General features: G+C 36.8%; 16 protein-coding genes. 15 read left to right on the top strand and 1 reads right to left on the bottom strand.

Features of this window, described 5'->3' with window-relative positions; all coding sequences use genetic code 11:
* The first annotated feature begins 46 nt into the window (after window positions 1-46).
* The 8 genes from H4J56_RS16345 to puuE all read left to right on the top strand — a co-directional run bounded on the left by H4J56_RS16345 (window position 47) and on the right by puuE (window position 7,448).
* Complete coding sequence (locus tag H4J56_RS16345; protein WP_182216233.1) at window positions 47-421, top strand: hypothetical protein; 375 nt, start codon at window positions 47-49, stop codon at window positions 419-421.
* Between the two features lie 94 nt (window positions 422-515).
* Entirely contained in the window at window positions 516-2,504 is a 1,989-nt protein-coding gene (locus H4J56_RS16340; protein ID WP_182216234.1) for a TonB-dependent siderophore receptor, read from the top strand.
* Window positions 2,505-3,039: 535 nt separating this feature from the next.
* Window positions 3,040-3,741: a GntR family transcriptional regulator gene (locus tag H4J56_RS16335; RefSeq protein ID WP_182216236.1), complete on the top strand. Its 702-nt coding sequence runs from the start codon at window positions 3,040-3,042 to the stop codon at window positions 3,739-3,741.
* Window positions 3,742-3,771: 30 nt separating this feature from the next.
* Window positions 3,772-4,434 carry a TetR/AcrR family transcriptional regulator gene (locus H4J56_RS16330; protein ID WP_182216237.1) on the top strand — a complete coding sequence of 221 codons (663 nt, stop codon included), beginning with the start codon at window positions 3,772-3,774 and terminating at the stop codon, window positions 4,432-4,434.
* 307 nt (window positions 4,435-4,741) lie between these two features.
* Window positions 4,742-5,944: a urate hydroxylase PuuD gene (locus H4J56_RS16325; RefSeq protein WP_259364867.1), complete on the top strand. Its 1,203-nt coding sequence runs from the start codon at window positions 4,742-4,744 to the stop codon at window positions 5,942-5,944.
* 73 nt (window positions 5,945-6,017) lie between these two features.
* Entirely contained in the window at window positions 6,018-6,233 is a 216-nt protein-coding gene (locus tag H4J56_RS16320) for a hypothetical protein (protein WP_182216240.1), read from the top strand.
* A gap of 92 nt (window positions 6,234-6,325) precedes the next feature.
* The gene (locus H4J56_RS16315) at window positions 6,326-6,499 is read left to right on the top strand and encodes an ureidoglycolate lyase (RefSeq protein WP_182216242.1); all 174 of its coding nucleotides are present in this window, start codon (window positions 6,326-6,328) and stop codon (window positions 6,497-6,499) included.
* 28 nt (window positions 6,500-6,527) lie between these two features.
* Window positions 6,528-7,448 (top strand): allantoinase PuuE, encoded by a 921-nt coding sequence (puuE, locus tag H4J56_RS16310; protein ID WP_404842411.1) that lies wholly within the window; start codon window positions 6,528-6,530, stop codon window positions 7,446-7,448.
* A 235-nt stretch (window positions 7,449-7,683) separates the two neighbouring features.
* On the opposite strand, the gene H4J56_RS16305 is transcribed toward puuE, so the two are convergent.
* A complete protein-coding gene (locus H4J56_RS16305) occupies window positions 7,684-7,869 on the bottom strand; it encodes a hypothetical protein (protein ID WP_182216243.1) in 186 nt (61 codons plus the stop codon).
* Window positions 7,870-8,269: 400 nt separating this feature from the next.
* Between H4J56_RS16305 and H4J56_RS16300 the strand changes: the two genes are divergently transcribed.
* The 7 genes from H4J56_RS16300 to H4J56_RS16270 all read left to right on the top strand — a co-directional run bounded on the left by H4J56_RS16300 (window position 8,270) and on the right by H4J56_RS16270 (window position 17,588).
* Window positions 8,270-10,468 (top strand): malate synthase G, encoded by a 2,199-nt coding sequence (locus H4J56_RS16300; protein WP_182216245.1) that lies wholly within the window; start codon window positions 8,270-8,272, stop codon window positions 10,466-10,468.
* Window positions 10,428-11,294: a bifunctional allantoicase/(S)-ureidoglycine aminohydrolase gene (locus tag H4J56_RS16295; RefSeq protein ID WP_259364865.1), complete on the top strand. Its 867-nt coding sequence runs from the start codon at window positions 10,428-10,430 to the stop codon at window positions 11,292-11,294. The genes H4J56_RS16300 and H4J56_RS16295 overlap by 41 nt, the downstream gene beginning before the upstream one ends.
* A 230-nt stretch (window positions 11,295-11,524) precedes the next feature.
* The gene (locus tag H4J56_RS16290; protein WP_182216248.1) at window positions 11,525-11,818 is read left to right on the top strand and encodes a hypothetical protein; all 294 of its coding nucleotides are present in this window, start codon (window positions 11,525-11,527) and stop codon (window positions 11,816-11,818) included.
* 324 nt (window positions 11,819-12,142) lie between these two features.
* Window positions 12,143-12,499, top strand: coding sequence for a response regulator (locus H4J56_RS16285; RefSeq protein ID WP_182216250.1), 357 nt, complete (start codon window positions 12,143-12,145; stop codon window positions 12,497-12,499).
* Window positions 12,500-12,507: 8 nt separating this feature from the next.
* Window positions 12,508-13,131, top strand: a complete 624-nt coding sequence (locus tag H4J56_RS16280) for a chemotaxis protein CheX (protein WP_182216252.1) — start codon at window positions 12,508-12,510, stop codon at window positions 13,129-13,131.
* Between the two features lie 7 nt (window positions 13,132-13,138).
* On the top strand, window positions 13,139-15,184 hold the full coding sequence (locus H4J56_RS16275) for a response regulator (protein ID WP_182216254.1): 2,046 nt from the start codon (window positions 13,139-13,141) through the stop codon (window positions 15,182-15,184).
* A 574-nt stretch (window positions 15,185-15,758) separates the two neighbouring features.
* Window positions 15,759-17,588, top strand: coding sequence for a monovalent cation:proton antiporter-2 (CPA2) family protein (locus H4J56_RS16270; RefSeq protein ID WP_182216256.1), 1,830 nt, complete (start codon window positions 15,759-15,761; stop codon window positions 17,586-17,588).
* The last annotated feature ends 30 nt before the right edge of the window (window positions 17,589-17,618 follow it).

Raw genomic sequence — 17,618 nt, 5'->3', positions numbered from 1 at the left:
TGAATAAACTCTTATAATACTCTGCGTATGGTTTTTAAGGGTTTTTATGTTTAAAGCAGTGTTAAGAATGTTTATTATAGCAATGATGCTTGTTGCCTTCGTTGGGCAAGCAATTAGCTTTAATACTGCTATGTCTTGTGAAAATTCAGAAAAATCTCTTTCTTTTGACACCAGCGAAAAAGTAAAACATTACGGTTTAAATACAGCTAGTAAAGCTAACCCAAAAGACTGCTGTGGTATCGAATGTTGCGATGTTAATTGTACTTGTATTGTTAATGCATGTTCATCAACTGTATATTTTAATACTGTCGTTCACTCAGCTAAAATAACTATCTTAGCTGAAGCTTTTTATATGCAACAATTTGAGCAGCTTAAATCTATTTCTCCCTTGCTCTATCGGCCTCCTATTTTTACCTCATAAAAACTTAGAATAACAAAGATTGTACAACTCATCACTTTTCAAGTTAATTAGCGCCCTTGTGCTGAATTATTATCAAGTAATACCTGAGGTAAAAATGTTTAAAATATCATTAAAAACGGCAGTAGCCATGCTGTTAATCCCTGCGTTTTCTTACGCGAATGAAAATAACAATGAAGATGAACACGACAAAGAACACCATGAACATAACGATAACAAAATTGAAAAAATTCAAGTAAGCGCTTCTCGTTTAGGTCGTATCGTTACTGAATCGGCAACACGAACCGAAATTATTAATGGGGAAGAAATACAAGAAAAAGCGCTAATGCGTCCAGGGAATATCTCCATGTTAGTGGCTGAAACGGGTGGCGTTAGAGTGCAAACTACCTCGCCTGCGTTAGGAAGTTCCAACATTCGACTGCAAGGAATGTATGGTCGTTACACACAGCTCTTAAGTGATGGTTTACCCTTATACGGTGGTCAAACCGCTTCAATTGGCCTGTTGCAAATTCCACCTACAGACCTTGCAAATGTTGAAATAATTAAAGGGTCTGCTTCTTCTCTTTATGGTGGCTCAGCACTTGGAGGAGTGATTAATCTAATTTCACGCACACCTTCAGATGTTTATGAGGGCGAAGTGTTACTTAATGCTACGTCTAAAAATGGTCAAGATATCACTTCATACTTTGCCGCTCCTTTAACTAGCGCTTTAAGTGCATCGATTACTGCTGGAGTTCATCATCAAGAAGAGCAAGACTTAGATAACGATGGCTGGATTGATTTGGCTGGCTACGAAAGGCACAGTGTCCGACCTCGTTTCTATTGGCAGCAAGATAATGGTGCAAACCTTTACGTTACCTTGGGTGCAATGAAAGAACAAAGAGATGGTGGTACTTTAGGTGACGCTACTTTACCTGATGGTAATAGTTTTCCTCAAACACAGGGTACGCTTAGAACCGATGTTGGTTTCATATATGACCGCCCATTGGGGCAGGTGATGACTATTAATGTCCGTGGCTCGGCAATGAAACAAGACCACGAGCATGAATTTGGTCCTGTTCAAGAGGATGATAGCCATACAAGCAGCCTGATTGAGTCGAGTTTGTCAGGGTATTCTGATAAAGCGGCATGGCTAGTTGGCTTAGCACTACAGTCTGAAAAGTTCGAATCTGATACCTTTTCTGAATTTAATTATTCCTATCAAGTGCCGGGACTATTTTCGCAACTAGATTATGAAGTCAGTGATGATATTTCTATGTCGCTTAGTGCACGTGCTGATTGGCATAATGAATACGGAACACAAGTAAGCCCGCGAATTTCATTATTATACAACCAAGAAAGCTGGTCGGTTAGAGGGGCATATGGGCAAGGTTTTTTCGCACCAAGTCCTTTTATTGAAGATATTGATGAAGCCGGTTTATCTCGACTTGCGCCGCTAGAGAGTCTTGATGAGGAGCGAGCATCTACCGCATCTATAGATTTTAGCTATGTGCTGGGCAGTGTAGAAACTAGCCTAACATTATTTGCGTCAGATATTGATAACGTTACTGAGTTAGCTGTGATTAATAGTGATGATGCTTCAAGAAAGCAAGTTCTTATCGTCAATGCTGCTGGCGAAAGTAACATTAACGGTGCTGAATTATTACTACGCTATCGCTGGCAAGATATTAAATTTACCGGTAGCTATCTATACATAGACGCCACTAAAGAAAGAGATCCGCAATTTGGCCGAGTACCCTTAGCGTTAACCCCTAAACATTCGGCTGGTCTTGTTGTAATGTGGGAAGAACATGGTAGTCATATGGTAGGATTTGAAGCTTACTATACGGGTACACAACAACTTGAAAACAACCCATATCGAGAGCGAAGCAGCCCTTATTGGCACTTAGGGCTGCTGGGTCAAATTACCATCGGACAAGTAAGTTTTTTTGTTAATGCTGAAAACTTGTTAAATGTGCGACAAACAAAGGATGACTCTTTAGTATTACCCGAACAAGCACCTAGCGGTCGATGGACAACCAACATTTGGTCAAGAAACGATGGTTTTACTGTTAATGCTGGTTTACGTTTTAAATTTGGCGGTTAAAACCATACTATATTAGTATAACGATTTGTTGGATTGACCATATTGTATTAAGTGTTTTTAGAGGGGATACCGGCAGTTTTAGCTGTCCCCTGATTCGAATAACGGGTGCTTTGGTGATCTTAAATGAGCTATTAGGGGCTTCTAATGGCTAGCGTTTAGTTCTCATCGTCACCCTAAACCCTAAATAGGGATTAGGGTGCTAAGTTTATCAGTCTCACTCAGCCACAACTGAGATAAAGAATGTAAAACCTCAAGTCTATAATGTAACATTAGTCAGCGTTAACAGGTTACTCGATTAACCCATCAAAAAAATGCTCATAATGAAGATTAACTATTTAGGGATCTTTAGTTTAAATTTTGATTGTTTAACATGAGACTGTCTCTTTGATATTCAGCGCCAGTTAGGCGCTATTTATTTAAATAAGCGATAAGGTTATTGATTGTAATGAAGTTCAATGACTAGTTAACATAAAACTCTATATACTATAATCTAAGAGGATTAGTACCAAGTGGTCAATTTGTATTTAGGATTGTGATGAAAGTTAAGTTGAAGTCTGACGAAAAAATTAAAAAAATTAGCGATAAAGAAATATACCAAGAAATTTTTGATGCAATATTATCGTTTCGTTTACGCCCTGGTACTCGGCTGACTGAAGAAAATTTATCAAAAATATTCAATGTGGGTCGTACAACGATTCGTAGTGCTTTACTGCGACTTTCTCAAGACCATATTATTGAAATTCAACCGAACAAAGGGGCATTTATCGCAAGTCCGACCGTTAAACAAGGTAAAGATATTCTTGAAGCTCGAAAATTAATTGAAGTAGAGATTGTTAAAGATGTCATTAAGCATGCAACGCATAGTGACTTCGACTTATTGAAAAAAATAGTTAAATCAGAAGAAAATAATATCAAACGTGAACATATGGTTGAAGGTATTCAACTCGGTGGCGACTTCCATTTGATGCTGGCGAAGATATCAAAAAACACCACGCTTGAGCGCATTCTGACAACCTTAATACCGCAAACCTCTTTAGTGATTGTACTGTATGAAAACCCTGATGCGCCTAAATGCTCGCATTTTGAACACTTCGAGCTTATCGACGTAATGGAAAAAGGTCAGGTTGAAAAAGCTACAGCACTTATGTATCAACATATTCATAGTATTGAGACGCGTTTAAATTTAGATGAAAAAGAATTTACTAACGATTTAGTTGATATATTTAAAAAACGTTAATGCGTTAACGGTTAGGTCTTTGGTTAAAATATGGCAATAATAAAAATTTCTGATGATGATTTAGTCAATACACAACAAAAAGCTAGGTTATTAAACAAAAATAAAATAATAAAAGCTGCTGAACAAGAATTTAAGAAATATGGCTTTAATGGTGCGTCCATTGCGCGTATTGCTGAAACGGCAATGTTACCCAGAAGTAACATTCATTATTATTTCACGAATAAACTCGCGCTTTATGGTGCGGTGTTAACTAATATTATCAATTTATGGAATCAAGCTTTTGCTGATATAAAGCCCAATGATGACCCAGCAAAAGCAATTGCAAGCTACATAGATGCGAAAATAGAGTATTCAAGAACTAATCCTACTCCTTCAATTATTTTTGCTAGTGAGTTACTGCATGGCGCGCCTTATTTAAGTCAATATTTGAAAACAGATTTTAAACAGTGGATCACTGACAAAGCTAACATCATTCAATCATGGCAAGCGCAAGGTAAGTTAGATGAGCAAATATCAGCTTACCATTTGTTGTTTACTATTTGGGGGGCAACTCAACATTATGCTAATTTTTCAGTTGAGATTGAAGCTGCTTTAGATAGGCCGCTGACCAATAGCGACTTTGATGATGCTAAAAGAACGATAAAACATATCATTTTAAAAGGTTGTGGTATGCAGCTTGTTGAGAAGCGCTAACAATAGATATAACTCTTATAATTTCAATCCCTTCCTGTAGAAAAATCACCAATATTTTTAAAAACATAAAGTCATTGTAATTTTTTGGCTTTGTTTATGGGCAAAAATACTTGTTTGTACTGATGGTTAATTGTAAACAAGATTGTTGACAATGTTGTTTTTGTTTCATATGCTAAGTTGATGTTTAGTAATGAATGTAAATTACACAACACAACACAAGCCTTAAGCTATAGTTAGGTTGGCAAATTAAGCCGCGCTATAAATGCAATATAAATTCTTTAGAAGGGTCAGAAATTTGGAAGCGTATTTGTTCGATGTATTAAATTTTTTAGTGCGAAGTTTTCATATCATTACCGGCATAGCTTGGATCGGCGCATCATTTTATTTTGTTATGCTAGATAATTCATTACATACACCTAAAAATCCTGCAGACACCAAAAATGGTGTTTTTGGTGAGTTATGGGCGGTACACGGTGGTGGTTTTTATCATTCGCAAAAATACATGTTGGGTCCCAAAAACCAACCTTTAGACGATAATCTTCATTGGTCTAAATGGGAAGCATATACAACGTGGATCAGCGGTTTCTTTTTGATGGCTATTGTCTACTGGTATGGCGCTGATATTTACCTTATTGATACAAGTGTTGCTGATATATCGCAAAGCACAGCCATTGCAATTAGCTTAGGCTTTATGTTTGGTGGCTACATTATTTACGATTTCTTATGTAAATCTGCTTTAGCTAAAAACGATTTAGTTTTAGGTGTTGTGATTTTTGCACTTGTCTCTACCGCCGCTTATGCATTAACACACATATTTAGTGGTCGTGGCGCTTTTATGACCTTTGGTGCCATGTTAGGTACTATTATGGCAGCTAGCGTATTCTTTGTTATTATTCCTGGCCAAAAGAAAATGGTCGAAAGGCTCATCGCAGGCGAGAAAGTTGACGCCGCCCCGGGAATAGCAGGCAAACAGCGTTCTGTTCATAACACTTATTTTACCTTACCTGTTGTCTTTGTGATGATAAGTAATCACTATGCCATGACCTATAACCATGAGTATAACTGGTTAATATTAATGGGTATTTCAATGGCAGGTGCCTTAATACGGGTGTTCTTTGTTTCGCGTCACACGCCAGGAAAACCACTAACAGGAGCGTTAGTTACTGCTGTAGTTATTATGGTCGTCGTTATCTGGGCTATGGCGCCTAAGTCAATCGTGGCGAACACTGATTCAACAGCCTCACCAGTAGAATTCTCTCAAGTTCAAGCCATTATTAAACAGCGTTGTTCATCTTGTCATGCAGACAAACCTACACAAGCTGGTTTTGCCGCTGCGCCTAAAGGCTTTATTTATGACACACCTGAACAAATTAAAGCGCAAGCCACTCAAATTTATCAGCAAGCCGTAGTCCTTAAAGCTATGCCTATAGGTAACTTAACCAAAATTACCGACTCAGAGCGGAAGTTAATTGCACTGTGGTATCAACAACGTCAAACAACAAAAGAGTAATGTAACCTTTACTTTATACAACTAAATAATCATGGAATAAAAAGTTACAACAAAACATAAACCGAGAAGATAAATGAACATGATAACCACAGTTATTAGTGCTGCATCTTTTCTATTTCTTGGTTTGAGTTCGGCTACAACACAAGCTGCTACTTTTAATACATTTAAAGTAGCAGGCTTATATGGCACAGGACATAATAAACGAAGCACTGATGGCAATGAAGCAACGTTCACTATTGCAAATGCAACAGGCTTTACGTGGGATGATAGCTATTTTTTGCCGATGTAGCCCATGTCAGTGATGCAAATTCAACAGGTTGTACACATCTCGAGTTTGCTCCTAGCTATCGCCTCTAACAAGTCACCTCCAAGATAATAAAAATGGCAGGTGACTCTGTTTCTAGTGCAAATTTACAGGTTTTTGTAACCCATGAACAACAAGACTTTAATTTTCATGCAGGAATTTGGCACATGGCCTTAATTTTAGAAAAAGACCGACTTTTTTCGTCTTTGATAGGGCCGGTGCTGGCAAACATTGTAATGAACTTACTTTAGAAAACGAAACTATTGAGTTGACATTAGCATGAGTAAAATAGATATGAATAACTACCCTCGAGACATGAAAGGATACGGAGAGCATGCACCTAAGGTTACTTGGCCAAATAAGGCAAAAGTGGCGGTGCAATTTGTGATCAACTATGAAGAAGGAGCCGAGAATTGCATTTTACATGGTGATAATGCCTCGGAAACTTTTCTATCAGAAATCATTGGCGCACAACCGTTTGTTAACGAACGACATATGAACATGGAGTCTTTTTATGAATATGGCAGCCGTGCAGGTTTTTGGCGATTACATCGTTTATTTTCTCAGCGAGGCTTACCTGTAACTGTTTTTGGTGTCGCGATGGCGATGCAACGTAACCCTGAAGCAGTTGAAGCGATGTTAAAAGCAGATTGGGAAATTGCGAGTCATGGATACAGGTGGATAGACTATCAAAATGTACCGATTGAAACCGAGCGTGAACATTTAAAAAAAGCGATAGCTATTCACAAAGAAATGACAGGACAAAAACCTAAAGGTTGGTATCTTGGCCGCATGAGTGAAAATACTCGACAGTTGGTCATGGAAGAAGGCTCTTTTTTATACGATGCTGATAGTTATGCTGATGATTTACCTTATTATGTAAAAGGTAAAGAAAAGCCACATTTAATTGTCCCTTATAGTTTAGATGCCAATGATATGCGTTTTGCTAGTCCGCAAGGTTTTAATTCAGGTGAACAGTTTTATTGTTATTTAAAAGATACTTTTGATACCTTGTATGCTGAAGGGGCTGATGCGCCAAAAATGATGTCTATTGGTTTGCATTGCCGCATTATTGGCCGACCAGGTCGTTTTGCAAGTCTGGTTAAGTTCCTAGATTATATTGGAAAATATAATGATGTCTGGGTGTGTAGGAGACAAGATATTGCAGAGCATTGGTTAGCAAACCATAAAGCAGAATAAGTAGTAAGTAGCTAAAATTATTGCAATAACAAACAATTAGCAAACCATAAAGCAGAATAAGTAGTAAGCAGCTAAAATTATTGCAATGACAAACGATTAGCAAACCATAAAGCAGAATAAGTAGTAGCAAGTACCTAGTGATACTGCAACAACACCAAGAGCCTTAATTGAAAAGGTTTGACTGGTGTTGTTGTTAACAGATTGAGCATAGGGTAAAAATATTACAATGCCCCCCTCAAAAGAAGTAAGTTGAAACAAAGATTACACTAGCAGTAAAACCAAAATATTCTGTTCTTCTAACCGCCAAAAAAGGCATGGTTAACGCACCCAAAATGCCAAGATGAGTTGGAATACGATTTAAAAATGGTGGTTTATCTTGTTGGTCACCTTTATTTGCAAAGTAGTCTGCCACATGGAGCATGATAACGTATTCTCCAACTTCAATTTTGGTGTCGCCAAGTAATCACTCGTTTTTTCATCCGTCAGTATTGATTATCACTGCTAGTAAACGGACGATTAATCTAGATTTTTTATACACATTACTCGCTTTATAGGTCAACTTTTCGATAAATACAGGTGATCTTGAGATGATTATTAAGGTGTTTTATTAAGCATAAATATTGTTTGATGTTAATAGAGTTGACTCAAAGATAGGTTGTCAACAATTATGTATGCAATCTATCGTCTTTATTGACAGGTATTGTGAATTTGTATACATTCATCAGCATTGCAGCTTTAGATAAAGACGCTTATCAGCGCAGACCTCAACAGATAATTAACATAACAATCAAAGTATAATTAAGGAATAAGTGGTTAAGGAAATGACAATATATCAACAGAAAAACTTGCTAAAAGTAGATATTGATTTAGTAAAATTCATAGAAGAAGAGGTTTTACTCGGCTTAAACATCTCTGCTGATAATTTTTGGAAATCCTTATCAACAATCACTCATCAATTAGGGCCTGAGAATAGAGCCTTATTAGTAAAACGCACTCAATTTCAGGAACAACTTGATGATTGGAATCTCGCGCATCAAGATAATTTTGATATTGAGGAATATAAACAATTTCTTTTTGATATAGGCTATTTAAGCCCTGAAGGTGATGACTTTCTTATCACCACAAACAACGTAGATAGTGAAGTAAGCTCACAAGCAGGACCACAACTTGTTGTTCCCGCCGCCAACGCTAGATTTGCATTAAATGCCGCTAATGCTCGCTGGGGAAGTTTATACGATGCCCTTTATGGAACTGATGTCATTAGTGGTGAAGATGGCGCTGAGAAAAAAGCAACGCATAATCCTATTAGAGCAGCAAAAGTAGTCGCTTACGGTCGTGAATTTTTAGATGATCACTTTCCACTCGTCAACGGCTCACATCATCAGTCATGTGCTTATACTATTGACAATAAAAAGCTTTTAGTCACTTTAGTTGATGGTCGTACTTCACTATTAAAAAATACTGAACAATTTATTGGCTTTCAGGGGGATAAGAATAAGCTCAGCTCAGTTTTACTTAACCATCATGATTTACGTGTGGCGATAGAAATAGATGCAAGCTCAGCTATTGGTAAAACAGACGCTGCAGATATAAAAGATATTACTTTAGAATCAGCATTAACCACAATACAAGACTTTGAAGATTCGGTAGTTGCAGTAGACGCCAAAGAAAAAATTCATGTTTATCGTAATTGGTTAGGGCTAATGAAAGGTGACTTAAGTGAAACTATTGATAAAGCCGGTAAAATAACTCAGCGAGTATTAAAAGCTGATAAAATTTATCAGGACCTTAACGGTGGCAACTTGAATTTGCCAGGACGCAGTTTATTATTCTGTCGAAATGTTGGCCACTTAATGACTAACGCTGCAATACTCGATCAAGAGGGCTTCGAAATTCAAGAGGGCATCATGGACGCCATGATAAGCACCTTAATAGCCTTACACGATTTACAAAAAAATAGTATTCACCGTAACTCAAGAAAGGGTAGTGTCTATATTGTAAAGCCTAAAATGCATGGCCCTGATGAAGTGGCTTTTGCTAATAAACTCTTTAATGCTGTTGAAGATGGTTTAAGTCTTGATAGATATACCATTAAAATTGGGGTAATGGACGAAGAACGTCGCACAACAGTCAACCTGAAAGAGTGTATTAGAGCCGTAAAAAATCGCGTTGTATTTATTAATACTGGTTTTTTAGATAGAACGGGCGATGAAATACATACCAGTATGTTACTAGGTCCCATGGTGTTAAAAGGTGATATGAAAGCACAACCCTGGATTAAAGCCTACGAAGATAGGAATGTAGATATAGGTTTAGCCTGCGGTTTTTCCGGTAAAGCACAAATTGGTAAAGGGATGTGGGCTATTCCTGATGAAATGGCTGATATGATGAAAATGAAAATTGCTCATCCTTTATCAGGTGCTAATACGGCATGGGTTCCATCACCAACCGGGGCTACCTTACATGCTATACATTACCATCAAGTGAATGTATTTGAGGTACAGAGTAGGATTGCGCAAAGATCTCGTACTCGTCTAAATGATATATTAACAGTACCCTTATTAAAAAAATCTGAGCAATTGGGTAAAGAGGCGATTGAAAAAGAGCTTAATAACAATGCCCAAGGTCTATTGGGTTACGTAGTTCGTTGGGTTGATTTAGGCATGGGCGCTTCAAAAGTCCCCGACATTAACAATGTTGGCTTAATGGAAGATAGAGCTACATTAAGAATTTCTAGTCAGCACATTTGTAACTGGCTAGCACACGGTATCTTATCTGAGTCTGAAGTGAGGTCTTCCTTAGAAAAAATGGCGGTTATTGTTGATCAACAAAATGCCCATGACCCTTTATATCAGCCAATGTCTGCTAACTTTGCAAGTAGTTTAGCTTTTCAAGCAGCATTAGATCTTGTCTTTAAAGGGAAAACACAGCCCAATGGTTATACCGAGCCTTTACTTCACGCTTACAGGAAAGAATTTAATGAAACCCAAACAACAAGGAAAAACGAAGATGTCAAATAAAAGTACATATTATGCGCCTACAGGTGGATTACCACCACAAACACAATTGATCTCTGATCGCGCTATTTTTACCGAAGCTTACGCAATTATTCCTAAAGGTGTGTTAACCGATATTGTTATCAGTTATTTACCCTTTTGGAATAATATGAGGATGTGGGTGCTGGCTCGTCCATTGAGTGGCTTTTCAGAAACTTTTTCTCAATACATAGTAGAAGTAACACCAAACGGCGGCTCTGAAAAACCAGAACTTGATGAAAATGCTGAAGGTGTACTCTTTATTGTTGAAGGTGAAATGGATGTTACTATCGAAGGGACAAATCACCATATGACATCAGGCGGGTATGCTTATTTGCCTGCAGGTGCTCAATGGACACTTAAAAATAATAGTTTAGAAAATGTAAAGTTCCATTGGATCCGCAAAGCTTATCAAGTCGTTGAAGGCATCGATGCACCAGAAGCTTTTGTAACCAGTGACCATGAAGTTGAAGCTATTGAAATGCCTAATACCGGTGGTGTATGGAAAACCACAAGATTTACTGAGCAATCAGATATGCGCCATGATATGCATGTAAACATTGTAACTTTTGAGCCAGGCGGCGTGATCCCTTTTGACGAAACACATGTGATGGAACATGGATTATATGTTTTAGAAGGTAAAGCTGTTTATCATTTAAACGGTGAATGGGTTGAAGTAGAGGCGGGTGACTTTATGTGGTTACGTGCTTTTTGTCCACAATCTTGCTATGCCGGTGGCCCAGGTCCATTTAGATATTTATTATATAAAGATGTAAATAGACATATGCCATTTATACGTCCGAGAAGTTAATCTCTTCTGTGCTTATAGTTACTCTATACGTACTTTTTAGTAAAATATCGAATGTGATAATAATGTTGGATATTTTACTTTAGCCTCTGGCTAACAAGAGGTTTACCTATTTCTGTTAAAGGTATCCTTGTAGGCGGAATAGGGCTCTTAGCTGCTAACATTTAAAAAAAACTATAAAGCCAGCAAAACATGATGCTAGCTACCAAGAAATGCTTGAGGTATGTCAATTAGTGAAGCTAACTTCATTTATTGATAGCTTATCGTTTGGTATTAATACTTGGCTAGGCTCTAAAAGTGTAGGATTATTAGTTGGCCAAGCACAACGATTACAGATTGCACCGTTGTTGTTACGTCCAGAAAAGGTGCTGATTTTAAACAAGCCAACCAAAGGACTAGATCGAGGCAAAGAAGAAGCGGTAATGATCAATATTCTCGCCCATGTAAGAAAACATAAACAGACGTTACTAGTTGCTACTCGTTGTTACTCATTTTTGCGACGGATTTATATTTTTACATCAGGTTAATTTTATTGAAAGTTATAGGCCAAGTATAAAATTTGATAACACGAATATTTATCATCTAGCCAAAACTTATGTTACCGGCATTACAGAAGTGTATTTAATCGCTCCCCACCTTTTTAACGTCGCCTTACATGCTTTTAACGTTCCCCTTAGGCTCATTGGCTCTAACCAAAACACCCACCGCTAAGGGATATGTTTTGAAAATTACAGCATCTTTTTATACCTTGCTCAAATTACTAATTATATTTCAATATATTAGCTTGCAAATAAACCCATTCGTTTATATGCTTTTATGAGGCAGGTTATTAAAAATAATTGGGTATTTAAATGAGTAAAGTTGTATTAATTGTCGACGATAGTATTGTTTCTCGAATGATGCTTAAAGAAATTGTTAAATCTTATATACCTGGAGTCGACATCATTGAAGCTGGAGGTGGAGAGCAGTGCTTGAGCCAATTAACGGCGGAAAGTAAAATTGATATTGCGATTTTTGACTATAATATGCCTGGTATGACAGGTATTGAATTAATCTTTGCATTAGATAAGCTAATTTCAATTCCTAAGCGCGCTTTGTTAACCGCAAATATCCAAGATGACATAAAACAACAGGCTGAGCAAGCAGGTGTTGTTTTTTTAATTAAACCGATTACCGAAGAACTCATTAGCCATTTTTTAAATAGTTAGGGAAGCATATGAAGGATAATTTATCTCCACTTGAAATTGATGCCCTCACCGAAATATTTAACATCGGTATTGGTAGAGCGGCCAACTCCCTGAATAAAATGGTATCTCAACCGGTTGATTTAACTATCCCAAAAGTCGAAATCGTCTCTAACAAAATAGCCAAATCTAAATTGAATTTTGCTAGTGATACAGAAATCAGTGCTGTAATTCAACGATTTGAAGGTGACTTTAAAGGCCAAGCATTACTTATGTTTAGCAAAGAAAGTGGTTTGCAATTAGTTAGTACTTTACTTGGTAATAAGTTTCCACCCGAGGCTTTGTCTGATCTTGAGCAAGATTCTTTAGTAGAAATAGGCAATGTTATTTTAAATGCTTGTTTTGGAACGGTTATTAACTTTCTTAAATCCTCAATAAAAATTGAAATGCCAGAGTTTATACAAGGGGATATTAATAAAGTTTATGTGTATAGCAGCGAAAATGATTGGTCATTATATATAAAAGTTAAGTTCTCTTTACCCGATGATAATATTGAAGGTTTTATCTCTTTTATTATGGATATTACCTCATTAGAGATTTTTCAAGAATCTGTGAGAAAATTTGTTTTTGGCATTACTAACAAAATTGAAGCTTAGCTCTGCTATGAATAATTTAACAAAAGATATTTTATTTAGTTCTGTGAATGATCTTTCTCTTGGTATTATCATTATTGATGAAAACCATCAGGTAGTTTTTTATAATCAGTGGATAAAAGATCACTCTGTTATAGTCGATGATAAAGGTGTTGGTTGTAAACTTGGTGATATTCTAGAGGGGTTTAACTATTCCCGCTTAAGTGATGCATGCAATGAAGCATTAACGTTAGGATTGCCCACTAAACTCTCTAATACTTTTAATCCTAAACCTTTAGCGTTATTCCATAAAAGCCATGTTGGTGATAACGATTACCGTATACAGCAGCAAATATCGATTAAAAGCATCAATACTTCCCCGAATGAACGCTTATGTGAAATTCTGATCCAAGATGTGTCTAGTTCAGTTAAAAAAGAATTGATGCTGAAAAGTTTAGCCGATGAAAATAAGAAACAACAATTAAAAGCTGAATTAGCCAATCGGACTAAGTCACAGTTTTTGGCTAATATGAGTCATGAAATTAGAACGCCAATGAACGGTGTTTTAGGCATGCTAAATTTATTATCAACGACCAAGCAAAGTCAAGAACAAGCTCATTTTACTCGACTAGCACATTCAAGTGCCGATACCTTGCTTCATATCCTAAACGACATTCTAGATTTTTCAAAAATAGAAGCAGGTAAACTTGAAGTTGAATTGATTACTTTTGACCTTTTAAGAAATTTAGGCGATTTGGTTCAGTCTTTATCGATGAATAGCAAAGATAAAAAATTAGAAATTATTCTTGATGTCACCGATGTTGGTCATCAAATGGTCATCGGTGATCCTGGTAGATTAAGACAAATCATTACTAACTTAGTTGGCAATGCAATAAAGTTTACCCCCACGGGTGAAATTGTTATTAAAGCAAAGACAGTTTTAAATGACAATGGAGATATAAAACTACATATCAGTGTCATAGATACAGGAATAGGTATACCAGCGGATAAATGTTCAATACTTTTTGATGTGTTCACCCAAGTCGATGTATCGACAACACGAGAGTATGGTGGCACAGGTTTAGGCTTGTCTATTGTAAAGCAATTATGTGAATTAATGGGGGGAGGCATTACTGTTAGTAGTGTCTTGGGTCAAGGCAGCGAATTTAGTTTTAATATCCAATTAAAACCTAGCACAGAAGAAGTGCAAACTCAGTTAGGTACTCATTTAAATGGAATTAACATTTTAGTTACTGATGATAATCTTACTCATCTTGCCGTGCTTAGCAAACAACTCGGTCTTTTGGGGGCTGAAGTTATTCAAGCTGACAGTGGTAGTAAGGCATTGGCTATATTGAAGCAATACGATAGCCATTATTTTGCTATGGCTATTATTGATATGCAAATGCCGAGCATGTCAGGTAGTGAGTTAAGCGCTGAGATTAGAAAAATTAAGTCACTTGATAAGCTTAAAATAGTGATGTTAACTTCAATGGATCAGATTGTTAAAGGTCCTTTGTCATCAACGTCAGGATTTTCAGATTATTTATTAAAACCTGTGGTCATTGATGAGTTACTTAATATCTTAGATGATACGCTTAACAAGACACAGATATTAAAAAATACGGCTGGCGTTTCAGCTAGCCTTGGAAGTAATATGTTAGAGAATAAAAGTCAGACCACTAAAGCAAAAATATTGTTAGTTGAAGACAACCGAATTAACCAACAAGTCGCTTTAGGTATATTAAGAAAGTTTGATTATTCTATTGATATTGCAGTCAATGGTGTAAATGCAATTGATATCTTAGAGAAGAAAGATCCAGAACATCCTTATGATCTTATTTTAATGGATTGCCAAATGCCAGAAATGGATGGCTATCAAGCCACTGAACATATAAGAAATAATATGGATAGTGTCTTGTTCTCGACTATCCCTATTATTGCAATGACGGCAAATACTATGAAGGGTGATAAAGAAAAATGCTTAGCATCGGGTATGAATGATTATATTTCTAAACCGATAAACCCTAAACTGTTGGAAGAGAAAATTAGTTACTGGTTGAACAAACTTAATTAATTTTAGTAACCAAGTAGTGATTTTCTTGCTAATAAAACAGAAAAATAAAAGCATGGCCACTTTTTCAATACATTAACTTTTTAAAGTATCGCTAAAATTAATTATCATCGCTCATTACTTATTTTATCTGAGCACTATCAAAAACAACATTAGCAGTAAAACTAAATGTTACTGTTAGTGCGATACAAGAGCTTCACCATGAAGTAAACCAATATATGCCGAGCAACATTGTCTAATAACGTTGCTAACGGTATATATATGATCATATTTGCATTATTGACGCTTGAATTCCTTCACATAATGCAGTGTTTTTTTTGATAAGCGGGCAACTTTAGTCTCTCTAGTCGAAACTGAAGGATAAGTTACTATGGTGATGTCATACAATCATTATTTACACTATTAGTGCTGTTATCGTCATCATTAAACTTCAGGTGACAATTTTACTTCTCGCCTATAACTCTGCACTAGACTATCGCATCAGCTTTAAAATATTGATAAAATACGTATAACTTAGGCGACTAATCCTCAACTTTAACTATTCAATAACGCCCTAGTGAAAGGAGTACATGTAAAGATGTTAGAAATAGCGGTTATATACTTAGTTGCAGCACTTGTTGCAGTGCCAGTGGCAAAGAGACTCGGCTTAGGTTCTGTTTTAGGTTATCTGTTAGCGGGAATTTTAATTAGCCCTAGCTTACTCGGCTTGGTTGGCGATCAAACCAGTGTTATGCATTTTGCAGAGTTTGGTGTTGTGATGATGCTATTTTTAGTTGGCCTAGAATTACAACCGGCCAGACTATGGAAATTGCGTCACTCTATTCTAGGCCTAGGCGGCTTACAAGTTATAGCAACAACCACGCTTATTTTTGCACTTTGTTTTTATCTATTCAGTTTGCCTTGGCAAACATCGTTAGCAATAGGGTTGATGTTGGCATTGTCTTCAACGGCGATTGTTTTGCAGACATTGACAGAGAAGGGTTGGATCAAGCAAGACGCGGGGCAAAATGCTTTTTCGGTACTCCTGTTCCAAGATATTGCGGTAATCCCTATTCTTGCGATATTACCACTCCTTGCCTTTCAAGACTTAAGTGCAGCAAAGTCTTCTGGCCATAGTTTGATTGCTCACTTACCCGTTTACGGTCAAGTGGGGATTTCTCTTGCAGTTATTGCAGCCATTATTTTAGCGGGCAAATACATCTCATCGCCATTATTTCGTTACATTGCTGAAACAAGGTTACGTGAAATTTTTACCATTGCGGCATTACTATTAGTTATTGCCATTGCACTGATTATGGAAAAAATAGGTTTGTCTCCTGCGTTAGGTACATTCTTAGCGGGTGTTGTACTAGCTGAAAGCGAGTTTAGGCATGAATTAGAGGCTGATATTGAACCCTTTAAAGGATTATTGCTTGGTTTATTCTTTATAACCGTAGGTGCTTCGATAGACTTTCCTCTTCTTTTTGATAAAATTACCTTTGTTACGCTAACGGTATTAGCCCTTATAACGATTAAAGCACTGGTTCTTTTTGTGTTGGCACATTTTTTTAAGATGAAAGGCAGCCAAAAGATACTGTTCACTTTAGCTTTAGCTCAAGGTGGTGAATTTGCTTTTGTTTTACTTTCATTAACAAGTAATCTACTTATTACCACACCAGAGCAGACTAAATTAATTACACTTATCGTTGCTATATCAATGCTTTGTGCACCATTGTTATTAATTTTATATGAGAAGGTGTTGGTGAGAAAAACTTCTTCCACACCTGAATTTGATGCTATAAAAGACCTCGAACCCACAAAAAATGTCATTATTGCTGGTTATGGACGTTTTGGCCAAATTATAGGACGTTTATTAACGGCTCAAGGCTACCATTTGTCGATTCTTGATCACAGTGCCAGCCAAATAGACTTACTCAGACGTTTTGGTAATAAAGTTTTTTATGGTGATGCCGCTCGACAAGATTTATTAGCAGCGGCAGGGGCCCAAGATGCAAAAATGCTGGTTATTGCTGTAGACGAGCCCGATAAAACATTAGATATTATTAAATTGGCTCGTAAGCACTATCCACATTTAAAAATTCTTGCACGCGCTATTGACCGACGACACGCTTATCAGATTATGCAGCTTGGGGTGACAAGTCTTAAACGAGAAACTTTTGACTCTGCTGTTAATTTTGGTATTGAAGCATTAGTGTTACTTGGCAACGATCCGGTTGAATCGGCTAGAGCAGGAGAACTTTTTGCTGAGCATGATACTGAGTCAATGACAATTTTGGCTGATAAATGGGGTGATGATAAAAGTTATGGGGTAGCGGTTAAACAACGTAGTGAAGATTTACAACAAGTATTACAAAACGATAAAATTGAGCAAAATAAACTAAAAACTCGTCAAAAAAACAACCAATAAAAGTGCTAATAACTCGATGTTATTAGCACG

It is taken from the genome of Colwellia sp. BRX8-4 (assembly GCF_014077345.1).
Classification (GTDB): domain Bacteria; phylum Pseudomonadota; class Gammaproteobacteria; order Enterobacterales; family Alteromonadaceae; genus Colwellia_A.
The sequence above is the reverse complement of the archived record's forward strand: the minus strand, read 5'-3'. Positions and strand labels throughout refer to the sequence as shown.